At 54.4% G+C, this 14,110-nt stretch carries 10 protein-coding genes; all 10 read left to right on the top strand.

Translation table 11 applies throughout. The features are described from left to right. Positions 1-24: 24 nt before the first annotated feature. Positions 25-672 (top strand): DUF2959 family protein, encoded by a 648-nt coding sequence (locus tag ACTRXD_RS18105; protein ID WP_442433184.1) that lies wholly within the window; start codon positions 25-27, stop codon positions 670-672. A 790-nt stretch (positions 673-1,462) separates the two neighbouring features. Further along, entirely contained in the window at positions 1,463-2,176 is a 714-nt protein-coding gene (locus ACTRXD_RS18100; RefSeq protein ID WP_442433183.1) for a DUF4410 domain-containing protein, read from the top strand. Positions 2,177-3,101: 925 nt separating this feature from the next. Beyond that, positions 3,102-3,845 carry a peptidyl-prolyl cis-trans isomerase gene (locus tag ACTRXD_RS18095; RefSeq protein WP_442433182.1) on the top strand — a complete coding sequence of 248 codons (744 nt, stop codon included), beginning with the start codon at positions 3,102-3,104 and terminating at the stop codon, positions 3,843-3,845. Next, on the top strand, positions 3,842-4,969 hold the full coding sequence (locus tag ACTRXD_RS18090) for a HupE/UreJ family protein (protein WP_442433181.1): 1,128 nt from the start codon (positions 3,842-3,844) through the stop codon (positions 4,967-4,969). Before ACTRXD_RS18095 ends, ACTRXD_RS18090 begins: the two co-directional genes overlap by 4 nt. 15 nt (positions 4,970-4,984) lie before the next feature. After that, entirely contained in the window at positions 4,985-6,946 is a 1,962-nt protein-coding gene (locus tag ACTRXD_RS18085; RefSeq protein ID WP_442433180.1) for a DUF3604 domain-containing protein, read from the top strand. A gap of 198 nt (positions 6,947-7,144) precedes the next feature. Continuing rightward, complete coding sequence (locus ACTRXD_RS18080; protein ID WP_442433179.1) at positions 7,145-7,855, top strand: DUF4410 domain-containing protein; 711 nt, start codon at positions 7,145-7,147, stop codon at positions 7,853-7,855. 624 nt (positions 7,856-8,479) lie between these two features. Beyond that, on the top strand, positions 8,480-10,711 hold the full coding sequence (locus tag ACTRXD_RS18075; protein WP_442433178.1) for a DUF3604 domain-containing protein: 2,232 nt from the start codon (positions 8,480-8,482) through the stop codon (positions 10,709-10,711). After that, positions 10,708-11,697, top strand: a complete 990-nt coding sequence (locus ACTRXD_RS18070; RefSeq protein ID WP_442433177.1) for a peptidyl-prolyl cis-trans isomerase — start codon at positions 10,708-10,710, stop codon at positions 11,695-11,697. The genes ACTRXD_RS18075 and ACTRXD_RS18070 overlap by 4 nt, the downstream gene beginning before the upstream one ends. Before the next feature lie 202 nt (positions 11,698-11,899). Then, on the top strand, positions 11,900-12,613 hold the full coding sequence (locus ACTRXD_RS18065) for a DUF4410 domain-containing protein (RefSeq protein WP_442433176.1): 714 nt from the start codon (positions 11,900-11,902) through the stop codon (positions 12,611-12,613). A gap of 176 nt (positions 12,614-12,789) precedes the next feature. After that, the gene (locus tag ACTRXD_RS18060) at positions 12,790-14,046 is read left to right on the top strand and encodes a formylglycine-generating enzyme family protein (protein ID WP_442433175.1); all 1,257 of its coding nucleotides are present in this window, start codon (positions 12,790-12,792) and stop codon (positions 14,044-14,046) included. The last annotated feature ends 64 nt before the right edge of the window (positions 14,047-14,110 follow it).

Here is a 14,110-nt window from a genome sequence, read left to right as displayed (position 1 = left end):
TAAAATCTAAAAAAGGAGTGACAAATGATCAAGAACGGGATGAATGTACCCTCCTGGAGAGCAATCCTAGCAAGCAGTGCGGCCGGATTAGTTGTCACGATGTTTTCGGTTGGCTGCAGTACTCCTGCCTCGCTCCCGCCAAAAATTGCGGTAGGCCTTGACGGTTTACGAAATGAAGCGGTGTCGCTTAGAGGACAGATTGAAAAAACCGTTGGGGCACTCAATGAGCTGATGTCCAAACCACAGGCAGACCTGTCTCCGCAATTTCAAAGCTATACCCACGAACTAGGAATTCTGGAAGACAGGATAGAGAAAGCCCGACAACAACGAGGTGTCACCGAGACTGCCGTGAAAGAGCAATTCATGGCTTGGGATGAAAATCTTAAACAATTGCATAACGAAGCCACACGGGCTGGAGCAGCGGAACGACGGGAGGAAACCGATGCGACCTATTCTGATATTAAACAGAAAATTGTGACGCTAAGAAATGAAGCGAATCCTTTTCTCAACGACCTCAAAGACATTAGACAGTATCTAAAATCCGATTTAACCAAAGAAGGATTGCGTACGATTGAACCGACCTCCGATCGAGTCTTTGATCAAAAGGATAGCATAATCAACCGCCTGGATGAGGTCATTCAATCGCTGGACACCGCGATGAAGAGCCGGTAGAAAGGCCTGCCCGGGAACCAGGTTTTTCTCGGGTAACGCTCTCTGTTGGTCCATTTTCTGAACTGCACACTGCACGTGCTACAAAAGACAAGAGGTGGGTTCTTGTCCCTGAATGCTATTGCGTAAAGGACTCCATCCTCAGAGAAAACTTACCATCGCTCCAAGCCTGGTTCAAAAAAATCTCCTACAAAACTTAAGTTCAACAATAAGAAAAAATCTTTGTACATTCTTTTCCTAGAGTTAATTTTCCTATAAAGGAATCTTTCTCTTAAAATGAAGACTAGAGAAATCATTCCCTGTCATCCGGCCAAGCTCTATTACGAGATTCAAAAAACTGAAAACGAAAAATCAACAAGTGGGGATCAAAGGCTCGGGATCGACCTCTGAAGTTCAGGGGCATGACGATCATGGAACATGGACCTCACCTTCGCTTAACAATTTTTTTTGACGCTGTCGTCAAATGGCATGATTTCAATCTATGTTGCCCCTTATATATTACTTTTCATTTGGATTATAATTGGGCACGTTCCTACATAAACTTTCTAACAATGCCATTCCTCCTCTTGAGCTACTTGTATTGAATGGCTCCAGTTCATCGCCATAGCACGATGAAATCATTATTGATGGCCATGAAACACCCGAGGCAATTTCGAGACACCAATCCGGAACAAGGAGGAACGAATTATTTCTGCCATTTCGTCCAAGAAGGTGTAAGGTACTAGTCCGGGGAAGATGAACTATCCCGATGCGAAAGAGAAATTTCCATTTCCTCAACCACAGGAGATCTGTTATGAAGGCCACAATCGGTATGATTGCATGCATGTTCGTCTGCGCCGTAACAGTCGGATGCGCCAAAACCGAAATAACCGAAACCCATCCCACGTACGGGAAGGAAAAACTTCCCCAGCCCGACATCATTTATGTGTATCCTTTTGCCGCCTCCCCTGCCGACCTGCCACCATGGTCGGCCGCCGCAAAACAATCCATTCCGCCAGCCGAAGAGCAAACGCCGGAACTTATTGAGGCCGGGCGCAAACTGGGCAAGTCCGTCGCGAAGGAATTAGTGACACAAATTCAAGAAATGGGTCTTGTGGCCTTGGAGGCCGATCAGCAAACCGTCCCGCGACTCAATGACATTCTGATAGTGGGCTATTTTCTTTCGGTAGATGAAGGCAGTACCGTCAAGCGCATGGCACTCGGATTCGGATCCGGGGCCGCAGAAGTAAAGGCCGCAGCGGAAGGCTATCAAGTCACGAATGATGGAATGCGCTTACTCGGAAGCGGAAAGCTCCAATCCGGCGGGGGGAAAATGCCGGGTGTAGCCCTTCCTATTGTCGTGCTGGCGGCAACCGCGAACCCGATCGGACTGATCGTCGGAGGTGGGGCGAAGGTTTACGGAGAAATGTCGGGCAATTCGACGATCGAAGGCACAGGCAAACGAACCGCGGATGCCATCGCCGAGCACCTTCAGGGAAAATTCAAAGAACAGGGTTGGATCCAGTAATTATGACCGGCAAGATCTGAATGGTGCGAATATTAGCCGATTGAAAAAATCATCGGGAACCGAGCTTGAAAAAGACAGGAATCCGGGGGACAGGATAGGAATAAAGGAAGCTATTCAACTGACCGCCCTGTTGCCAGTCTGGGAACAGATCCACAGCATAGGAAGGGAATCAAGGACCTCTGATCCGCACCGTTCCATTGCGCAAGAAGATGGAATTTATAAATAATAGGACACTATTGCGTTCATCGGTTTGCCCTCCCATCACCGATTTCAGATTTGGACAGGCCGGAATCATAATAAAACCAAAGTCCTCACAAATCAGACAAGCGGTTAAAGACGAACCCATCTCACATCCCCAAAGTTCTGGTATGCCTCTGGGGTACCTTGCTCTCCAGCGGACCTATCCTTGAGGCCGAAGCCCTTCCGACAGTCGATGAAGTGCTCCAGGAGTCGGCCTGCGTAGCCGGGTCGGGAAGGTCCGAGGTCAGCTATTGGGTCATCTGAAGTAATCAAATCCAAACGATCAATATGGAACACTCGGGTTCTTTGAATCATGAACCAGGCTTGAGCTTTCTGGCTAAAAATTGAGTGTTTATAGATTTTTAACAGTAAATGGCAAGAAGTCACGATGACAATTCTTGTATAGTGGTCAACCATAAAAGAACGTCCTCCGAGGTAGAGCATCTATAGCCCGGAAACACACCAAGGGATAAATTCAGGAAACTGCTTAATCCCGAATTGTGAGAGAAGATGACCTTCAATCAGTCCATGAAAAATGTTTTTCCCAAGCCATTTTTCCGGAAGTGTAAGATTGTGCATCATGAGACAATGGCTTAAAGAGCCCCTGCTACATTTCCTTATTGTCGGTGGGCTGATATTTGCTGGTTACACTTGGCTCGATCGCGCGCCCGCTCATGACCCGCGTATGGTGCGCGTCACTTCGGCCGAAGTGAATTGGCTTAAGGAAACCTGGGTCCGCCAATGGCAACGTCCACCGGACGACCAGGAAATCCGTGGCCTCGTGACTGACTACCTGAAGGAAAAACTGCTCGCACACGAGGCACGCGAATTAGGCTTGGACGAAAACGATACCGTTGTCCGCCGCCGGTTGGCGCAAAAGATGGAATTTCTGGTTCAGGACACCGCCCGCCTCGCTGAACCGGGTGAGGACCAACTGCGTCAGGTGTATGCTGCCCACCCCGACAACTACACAACCCCGGTCCACATCTCCTTTGACCAAATCTATTTCAAAAGTGAAGCAGGCGCGAATCAAGGATTGAAAAAGCTCCAGACGTCCGGCACGGACGACGTTGGTGACCCCACCCTGTTGGAGCGCGAATATATCAGAACCGACGAGCAGACGGTGACCAGTCTGTTCGGACCAAAATTTGCCGAACGAGTATTTACTCTCGAATCAGGTCCGTGGCAGGGGCCGATTGAGTCCGGATATGGCTTTCATCTGGTGCGGATCAGCGAACGAGTGCCTGCAGAGCCGCGTCCCTTTGAGGAGGTACGCAGCCAAGTCGTCAACCAGTGGCATCGTTCACAACAGGCGAAAATCCAGGCACAGTTTTTTTCGGAACTGCTGAAGAAATATGACATCATCGTGGATGAGAGCGTCAAACCGCTGATGGGGCCACTCGGAACCATGGAAATGGCTCGAAGATGATCGCGATCCGTCCTCCAGGGGCGGTTACGTCTCGATGGGCGTCCGTTCAACGGGGCATCAAAGACGCTATCTCGTGGAGCCCCCCCCTCCCCAAAATGATCTCCGATTTGCCCGGCCCTCACAGTTCAAAATGGCCGGGGCTCGCTGCTTGCTGCGCGGTCCTATTCTTGCCCTTCGTCGTGCCGATACTGGTCTTCGCCCACGAGGTTCGTCCGGCCTATTTGGAACTTCGGGAAACCACAACCGGAGAGTTCCGCGTGCTGTGGAAAACACCCGCGCGCGGAGAGATGCGTCTGGCATTGTCACCCGAATTCTCCGCCAGCCACAAAAACATCACACCCCTCGTGACCCGCAGGACAGAGACCGCCGCCGTGCAGACATGGAAGATCCGGACCAACGAATCCTTACGCGGCCAAACCGTCCGGATTCTCGGGCTTGAACGGACGATGACGGATGTCCTGGTGCGAATAGAATTTGCCGACGGCAGTTCGTGGGTCCAACGGCTCACTCCATCGAATCCCGTGGCCACGGTACCCGTGGAACAAAGTACATGGGGGGTAGCCGGCCAATACTCGAAGCTCGGCGTGGAGCACATCCTTCTCGGCATTGACCACCTGCTCTTCATACTTGCGTTGCTGATGATTACCCGGGGGACGATGCATCTGGTCAAAACCATCACCGCGTTCACGGTGGCGCACAGCATCACACTCGGACTGGCGACCCTGGGATTTATCCATGTACCATTGCAACCTGTCGAAGCGCTCATCGCGTTGAGCATTGTGATGGTCGCCGCTGAAATCATTCACACCCGGCGTGGCATTGAAGGAATCACGGCGCGTGCGCCGTGGATCGTAGCCTTTGCGTTCGGGTTGCTGCACGGATTCGGGTTTGCAGGCGCATTGAGCGAAGTCGGCCTGCCGGAGGGACATATTCCAGTGGCTTTGCTCTTCTTTAATATTGGAGTGGAGGCCGGTCAATTGCTGTTCATCGCTGCCGTAATGGGTGTCATGGCAGCTTTTCGACAGGTTCACATTCGAATGCCACAATGGACCCAATATATCCCGCCATACACCATCGGCAGTGTGGCCATGTTCTGGGTCTTTCAACGCCTTTCAGCATTTTAAAAAGGAGGCTGCCCGATGAAAACACGAGTTGTTGGTCAAACGATCCTCAGCGGCATGATGGCTTGTACCCTGAGTGTTCTTCTGGCCGATGCCGCTACCGGCGCCGCGCCTGGACTCAGTGCCCCTGAGAAGGAAACGGTGGAAAAGGCGTTTCCATCTAAGCCCCCCTACTCGCCCTATGCCGGCCGCAGTTTTCCTACGAGACCCTTCTTCGGCGACACCCATCTGCACACGTCGTTCTCGATGGATGCCGGGGCGTTTGGCGCACGACTGACACCGCGTGATGCGTATCAGTTCGCCAGAGGCGAGGAAGTCACAGCGTCGAACGGCCAACCGGTGAAGCTCTCACGGCCGCTGGACTTTCTTGTGGTTGCGGATCATTCTGACAACATGGGGTTTTTCCCCGATCTCTTCGCAGGAAAGCCCGAGATGCTGGCCGACCCGACCGGACGAAAGTGGTACGACATGCTTCAATCCGGCAAGGGGGCGGAGGCAGCCATCGAGATTATCATGTCATTTTCGCACGGAACCTTTCCGAAGTCGTTGATGTATTTTCCCGGTACACGGCCCTATCGAAATGCATGGCAGGAAACGATCAAGGCCGCCGAGGAATTCAACGAACCACGCCGCTTTACCGCCTTTATCGGGTATGAGTGGACATCCAACACCGGTGGCAATAACCTGCACCGCAACATCATTTTTCGCGACAATGGTGATAAGGCCAGCCAGGTTGAGCCATTTACCGTTTATCCGCCAATGGGTAGTGATAATCCCGAGGATCTCTGGAAATGGATGGCCGCCTATGAGCAAAAAACCGGCGGCAACGTGCTGGCGATTGCCCACAATGGCAATTTGAGCAACGGCCTCATGTTTCCGACAATCGAGACGTTTGGCAAAACGATTGATCGCGGGTATGTCGAGACCCGGGCGAAGTGGGAACGCCTCTATGAGGCGACTCAGACAAAAGGCGACGGGGAGGCTCACCCCTTCCTCTCACCCAATGATGAGTTTGCCGATTTCGAGACATGGGATAAAGGCAATCTTGACGGCAGCGTAGCCAAAACAAAAGAGATGCTCGAATTCGAATATGCCCGCTCAGGCCTGAAAAATGGCCTCATGCTTGAAGAGAAGTTCGGCACGAATCCATTCAAGTTCGGGCTGATCGGCAGCAGCGATGCCCATACCGGTCTATCCGCGCTGGAAGAGGAGAACTTCTTCGGCAAAACCACGCCCCAGGAACCCAGTCCGGAACGGATGACCAAAGCCTTTTTTGATAATCCCAAAACCGGGGTGAAGGTGATGGACTGGGAAGTCGCTGCGGCGGGATACGCCGGGGTCTGGGCAACAGAGAATACCCGCGAGGCGCTCTGGGACGCGATGGAACGAAAGGAGACGTATGCCACAACCGGACCGCGCATGCTTGTTCGCTTCTTCGGCGGCTTCGATTTCGAACCGGCTGACGCACACAACCGGATGCCGGCCAATAACGGCTACACAAAAGGGGTTCCGATGGGCGGTGATTTGCACGACGCCCCCCAAGGTAAATCGCCCACGTTTCTTGTCGCCGCGCTGAAAGATCCGATCGGCGCGAACCTTGACCGCATCCAAATTATCAAAGGATGGTTGAGCAAGAACGGGACTCTTCAGGAAAAGGTCTACGATGTTGTTTGGGGAGACGCCGATAAACGCCGGCCCGGGTCTGACGGCAAGCTGCCACCTGTAGGTAGCACCGTGGATCTCGAAAACGCCACCTGGACCAACACCATCGGCGATCCGGAATTAATCACGGTCTGGAGGGATCCGGATTTTGACCCATCGGTTCGTGCCTTTTATTATGCACGTGTCCTTGAAATTCCGACGCCTCGTTGGACCGCCTACGATGCGAAACGTTTTGGCGTGATACCCCCACCGGATACCAGAATGGTGCTCCAGGAACGCGCGTACACTTCACCCATCTGGTACAACCCGGGGACCTAAACCCCAAAACAGAAATCGCCTTCGCAATCAAAACGCTCATCATCGACCAGCAGGAAATGAATAATTGATCCATCGATTTCCTATACGCAAAATCTCATGTGCGGCAAGGTCCTGATCCTTTCCCGTCGGAAGGTCCGCCCGATGTCCGGTGTGAAACGTAAGATGATGCACGTGCCCTCTAACCAAAGGAGATCCGCCATGAAGGTCTTAATGCGTTCCGCAGTATGTATGTTGTCCCTCGTAGTTTCAGTCGGATGCGCCTCGACCGAGACATCGAACCGCGAGATACTCGTGACCGAAAAAGTCGCTCGACCCGCTCACATCTGGGTGTACGACTTCGCCGCCAGCTCCAACGAGGTTCCGGCCGACTCCGTGCTCGCCGGTCAGCATACCGATCATCCGACTCCCCAAACTCCCGAACAAATCGAGGCCGGCCGACAGGTGGGCATTCACATTGCAGAACAACTGGTCGAGGAGATTCGCTACATGGGTCTGGCGGCCAGACGGGCTTCAAGGGAAACCACCCCGCAGATCAACGATCTCGTGATCCGGGGATACCTCCTCGCAATCGACGAAGGTAGTGCGGTCAAGCGCGTCGCGGTGGGATTTGGCTCCGGTGGGTCGGAGTTGACGGTGGCGGCCGAAGGCTTCCAAATGACGGCCCAAGGGCTGCGAAAACTTGGTTCCGGCACCGTACATTCCGGAGGAAGTAAAACCCCTGGAGCCGCGGTAGGGACCGCCGCCCTCATTGCCACGGCCAACCCCGTGGGACTTATCGTCGGCGGCGGAATGAAGGCATACGGGGAATACAGCGGTAGCGCCAAAATTGAGGGACGGGAAAAGGCGATTGCCAAGGAAATCGCCGATAAGATCAAGCCCAGATTCCAACAACAAGGATGGATTCAGTAAACCGATCGTAACGTTTCCGCGGGACACCCCGGCGGACACGGCAAGGACGAACCCGAACATCGCCAACAAGCGTGCAGGCCGGAGACCGATGCAAGAAGACCATCGCGAACCTCACAATTGATGAAGAGGACGTTTCAATGAATCCATCTCCCATATTATACTGCCGGTGTTTTCGACAATAACGACATTCGATCCGTGTGCGTCAGAAATACTGGACCGAAACGCCTTCCCGATCCACGAGTCCACTTACCCGTCGATCACACTGGATGCATGGGAGGCGATCGTCCCGCTGCGATACGAAGTGAATGGGCCCGCGACTCAGGACCAACCATGCATCAGAACGGAAGCCACACGATACTCTTTCGGTTCTGATCCCTTGTCCGCTAAAAGATCGCTCGCAGTCAACGGGACACCCGGCCAAGACAACAAATTGCAGTAACCTCAGATTCGGCGATCTTGGAAAGGCCCAGATCGATAATGATGTCCTACCTAATGGCGACATTTAGGGAAACGTTATATTCTTTGTCATCCTCAATTCCGGCAGGATATTCTGAGAACCACCGTTCGGCAAGCACAGACATTCACTGTCCCGAACGAATTCCATGCGAGAAAAAGGAGACTGCTATGCAGAACCGTGTTCTGTTTCGCGTGCACCTCGGCTCTATCATCACGACCCTCTTGTTAGCCGGACTCTTGATCCAGACGGGTCAAGCGGCCTTCGCCCAACACGCACCGGAACGGGAGGCCTATTTCGGCGAAACGCATGTGCATACGAGCTGGTCGCTCGACTCCTACCTCGGATTCGGGAACACCATCGCCGGGCCGGAAGAATTCTACCAGTATTCGCTGGGGGAGCCCATCACGCATCCGGGCGGATTCACGGTGAAGATCACGAAACCGCTTGACTGGGGCGCGACGACCGAGCATGCGGAGTATCTCGGAGCCGTTCAGGCCGCGCTGGACCCCGATTCGCAGCTCAGCAAGACCCTACTCGGGAAGACCTTGAAGTTCGGCAGCCGGGTAGAGGCTGAGGCCACGTACAAGCTCCTCACGGTGACCATGCTCAAAAATCACCCCCTCACTGATTTGATGGCCCCTGACGTGTTAGGCACATACTGGAAGCGGCTGGTGGAGATCGCCGACAAATACTACCAGCCGGGCAAGTTCACGACCTTTGCGGCCTACGAATGGACCTCAACACCCAACAGCGCAAACCTGCATCGCAACATCTTTTTTCTGGATACCAAGAAGGTGCCGGACATGCCGTTCAGCGCGATCGACTCGGACGATCCCCGTGCCCTCTGGAAGTGGATGGACGCCCAACGCAAAGCGGGCAACGAGCTCCTCGCGATTACCCATAATCCCAACCTGAGCAATGGTCTGATGTTTCCGACGGAGGTGGATGATCAAGGACGTCCGATCGACAAGGCGTGGGCGGAGACCCGAATGCGCAACGAACCGCTGGGAGAACTCAAGCAGGTCAAGGGTCAGTCAGAGACGACGCCGGGACTTTCACCCAACGACGAGTTTGCCAATTACGAAGTCGTCGTCTGGCAGCTGCTGGGTTATAAAGGCGATCCGCGCAATTTTGGCAGCTACATCCGCCAGGCGTACAAGGACGGACTCGCCATGCAGGACAGGCTCGGCCTCAATCCTTACAAATTCGGTGTCGTCAGTGGATCCGATTCGCATAGCACTGCGGTGTCCTACCGGCAGAACAACTTCTTCGGCATCCACGGGGGCAACTTTGACGAAACACCGGAGAAGCGCCTGGAAGGCGGGCATTTTGGATTCAAAAACCTCTGGGCCAGCCCTGCAGGCTTGAGTGTGGTGTGGGCGGAAGAAAATACGCGCGAGGCCATCTTCGCCGCTATGCAACGCAAGGAGACCTACTCCACCAGTGGCGTGCGCCTCCGGGTACGGCTATTCGGCGGATGGGAATTCGGACCCGATGTGCTCAAACAGAAGGATTGGGTGAAGACGGCGTATACCAAAGGCGTATCGATGGGTGGCGATCTGCCGGCTGCAACGGCCAAGGCCCCGTCGTTCGTCGTCTGGGCGGTGAAAGACCCCGACAGCGGCAACCTTGATCGCGTCCAGATCGTCAAAGGCTGGTCCAACAATGGTCAGACCTTTGAGAAAATTTATGATGTCGCTTGGGCCGGCATGCGGAAACCGGATCCGGCCACCGGCAAGCTGCCCTCGATCGGCCACACGGTGAACCTCGTGACGGCAACGTATACGAACACCATCGGCGCAGTGGAGCTGAAGACTGTCTGGACGGACCCGGATTTCGATCCAAGTCTCGACGCATTTTACTACGCCCGTGTTTTGGAGATTCCGACCCCGCGCTGGAGCACCATCCAGGCCGTGAAGTTGGGCAGAGTGCCGCCGGACGGTGTGGCCGCGACGATCCAGGAGCGCGCATGGACATCGCCGATCTGGTACACACCAAACAAGGAGGCACGCAAAGCGGCCAAACCGGGCATCACCGTCGCCGAACTCACACAGAAGGGCGCGATCGCTCTCGGTGGCGACGAGTTGAAACAGTTGATCGTGGGCAAAACCATCCTGGTCCGCAATTCGGTCACCGGACAACGGTTCGAAATCCTCCATGGATCAGACGGCCGGCGCCTCATCACGGCTGTTAACGGGAACCTGCCTAGCCTGGACGTCATGGGCGAGTTGGCGCATGGCCGCCAAATGCAATATGAAATCCGCGACGGGCGCTACTTGGTCGATGTGGCGGGGACACCCTTCGAAGTGATCGTCTACAAGATAGGCAACAAGCACGTGGCGGCACGCAGCAATGAGTTCGGGTACGCCAATTATGAGATCGAATCTGCCGATGAATGACCGGTCTGAGCGGGCGTGAAGAGGTGAAGTTGGAAGAACGCGTTGGTCCGGATCAGGATGAGCCCGCTTCCGTCGGGCAAACGCCAGCGCGCATCATGCGATGGGGGCGCGAACCGCTGCTACACTTCCTGCTGATCGGCGTTGCATTATTTGTCGGGTACCACGCGCTCCAACCGGAAACGACCGGGCGGGATGTATCCGACCGGATTGTGCTGACCGGGGACGATCTGCGCCAGCTCAAGGCGACGTGGCTTGCGCAAGGACGCCCTTCGCCCACTCCCGAGGACATGCGTCGTCTCATCGAGAACAAGGTCCGGGAGGAGATCTTCTACCGGGAGGCACTTGCGCTTGGTCTGGACAAGGAAGACATCATCGTCAAACGCCGACTGGCACAGAAGATGGAGTTTCTCGTCGAAGACCTTGCCGCCCTTCGGGATCCTACAACTGAAGAACTCCGGGCCTGGTTCGAAAAGAACCCCGAACGCTTCACGCCGGCCCCACGTGCATCGTTCCATCATCTCTATTTTTCACCCGACCGGCGTGGCGCAGGGGTAAAGGAAGAGGCTGAATCAGCGCGTGAACAACTTAACGGGAGGCCATTGGGTACGCCCGTTCCGGGGACGCTGGCCGATACTTTCATGTTCCAGGACTCCTACAATGACCGGACGCCGGAGCAGGTGGCCGCAGTGTTCGGCACCACGTTTGCCGAAACATTGTTCCTGCTGACGCCGGGATCCTGGGAAGGCCCGATTGAGTCCGGATTGGGCTGGCACGTAGTCTGGGTGGAGTCGATCACACCAGGTCTCACCCCCGCCTTCGAGGAAATCGAGCCGGGCATCAAAGCTCAATGGAGCGAAGAGCAACGCATCGAATCTAGCCGCCGGACGTTTGACGCCATGAAAGCCCGCTACGAGGTGATTCTGCCTAACGCTCCAACCATGGTTGACAGGACCAAGGGGGGGGTGAGGGCGAAGGGATCGCAATAAGGCAAGCAAAGGTGCATGTATGATTTTCTCGCACAGCCGTGTTTACGACTGCTCAGAGATAGACGCTAATCACCTGATCCCAGAGCTAAATAACAGATATGAAGTATGTTGCGGACTGCCTGACTTTTGCGATGCTGTTACCGCCCAAAGGCTGAAGTCTAGGAGAAAAGTCACACGAGACATTTATCATAGGAGGTCTGTCATGCAATCATTCACACGTCTTGCCGTATCTGGTTTAGTCGTCATGCTGGCCGTTGGATGCGCGTCAACCAAAGTCACCGACCGTCATCGGCTTATGGAGACGGAGAAGATCGCGAAGCCAGATCGTATCTATGTGTATCCCTTTGCACCAACCCATGAGGATATCCCATCCTGGTCCACGGCAGCGGAGAAATATGCCAAACCCAGCAAGCCCCTCACTCCGGAAGAACTTGAGGTTGGTCGCAAGCTGGGCGCGCTGGTGGCCAAAGAACTGGTTACCGAGATTAATGAAATGGGAGTGTTGGCATTGGAGGGAAATGAGCAAAGTCTTCCGCAACTCAACGATCTAATGATTATTGGTTATTTTGAAGGGGTCGAAGAAGGCAGCACAGTCAAACGTCTGGGACTCGGGTTTGGCTCCGGGGCGGCTGAGTTACGGACAGCGGTGGAAGGTTACCAGATGACAAATACAGGCCCACGCCTGCTCGGAACCGGCAAACTCGACTCCGGTGGAGGAAAAATGCCAGGCCTGATTGCCCCAATAGCCGTTCTCGCCGCCACTGCCAACCCGATCGGCCTGATTGTGATGGGAACAGCAAAAGTGGAAGGTGAAATAACAGGCAGGACCAAAATCGAAGGGGCGGCCAAACGAACGGCTGAGGCCATCGGTAAAGAGCTACGGATCAGATTCAAGGAAAAAGGTTTGATCAAATAGGTCCTCATCTCTATTCAGGCCGAACCACAATATGGGGACGAAATCCCTGCCAACCGCCGATCGTGCGATCGGCGTGAAACGGGTAGAAAAGAACTACAAGTCCTGGTAGATTCGTGTGAGTCCCTATTCACAACAACAGGAATAAAATTCTTTTTTTCAAATAATGTGAAGCCATCATGAAAGCCGGTCGCCGCGTGAAAGATCAAGAGAACCGTTCGCTATACAATGGGATCAAACCGATTGGCGCTGTGGCAGTCGTCGTGCTCCTGGTCATCGCAACCTGGTGGTATAGCACGGCACCAAACCAGTACTCTGTGCCGGACCCACAGGTCGGCATGACCTGCGATATGGGTATTTCTGCTGCGAAGTCCGGCCGGGCTCTGTCAGTAACGAATGCGCAACCAACCATGCCTGTGAACCAGTCGGTCTCATCCGCCAATGCTTCAGCTAATGCCGTAGGCTCATCGCATCCGACCGATCCTGCGCCTGATGGCATGGTATGGATTCCCGGTGGTGAGTTTTTCATGGGGGCAGCCGATTTATCCGATAAGGAAATGAACGATGTCGGCATGCACGCGACGCGAGATTCCCGCCCGATTCATCGTGTGTACGTCGATGGATTCTGGATGGATAAAACAGAGGTCACCAATTCGCAGTTCAAACGGTTCGTCGACGCCACCGCCTATGTCACGGTCGCAGAGCGCACACCACGCGCGGAGGATTTTCCAGGTGCCCCCCCGGAAAACCTGGTTGCCGGGTCCGTTGTATTTTCTCCACCGGACCATGCCGTGCCGCTTGATACACATTTTCGATGGTGGAGCTACATCAAGGGTGCCAACTGGCGTCATCCGCTTGGTCCAGCCAGCGACCTCAATGGTCGCGAAGAATATCCTGTTGTGCACATCGCGTATGAAGACGCGGAGGCTTATGCGAAATGGGCCGGCAAGCGACTCCCGACCGAAGCAGAATGGGAATTTGCCGCGCGCGGAGGATTAAGCGGGAAGGTCTATCCCTGGGGCAATGAGTTTCGAAAAGACGGACAATGGATGGCCAATAGCCACCAAGGCCATTTCCCGAATCAAGATACCGGTGACGATCAGTACATGGGCATCGGGCCGGTGGCAAAATTTCCCCCGAACGGGTACGGACTGTATGACGTAGCCGGGAACGTATGGGAATGGACGAGTGACTGGTATCGGCCCGATTATTACGCACGACTCGCAATAGCAGGCGGAGTCGCCCACAATCCCCAAGGGCCCGACTCCCCGTTCGATCCCACCGAACCCGGCGAAAAAAAACGCGTGCACCGTGGCGGATCGTTTTTGTGCACCGATCAATACTGTTCCCGCTACATGGTCGGCACACGCGGCAAGGGTGAAATCAACACGGGAACCAATCACCTGGGATTTCGGTGTGTCATGTCCCCAAAATAGAAATCTTAAGAGCATGATGAGCGATCATATGCCGACACGACAGGCATCAGACGAAAACCCTAAG

The sequence above is a fragment of the Nitrospira sp. T9 genome, from assembly GCF_052156535.1.
Classification (GTDB): Bacteria; Nitrospirota; Nitrospiria; order Nitrospirales; family UBA8639; genus Nitrospira_E.
This window is presented reverse-complemented; position numbering and strand designations above follow the sequence as displayed.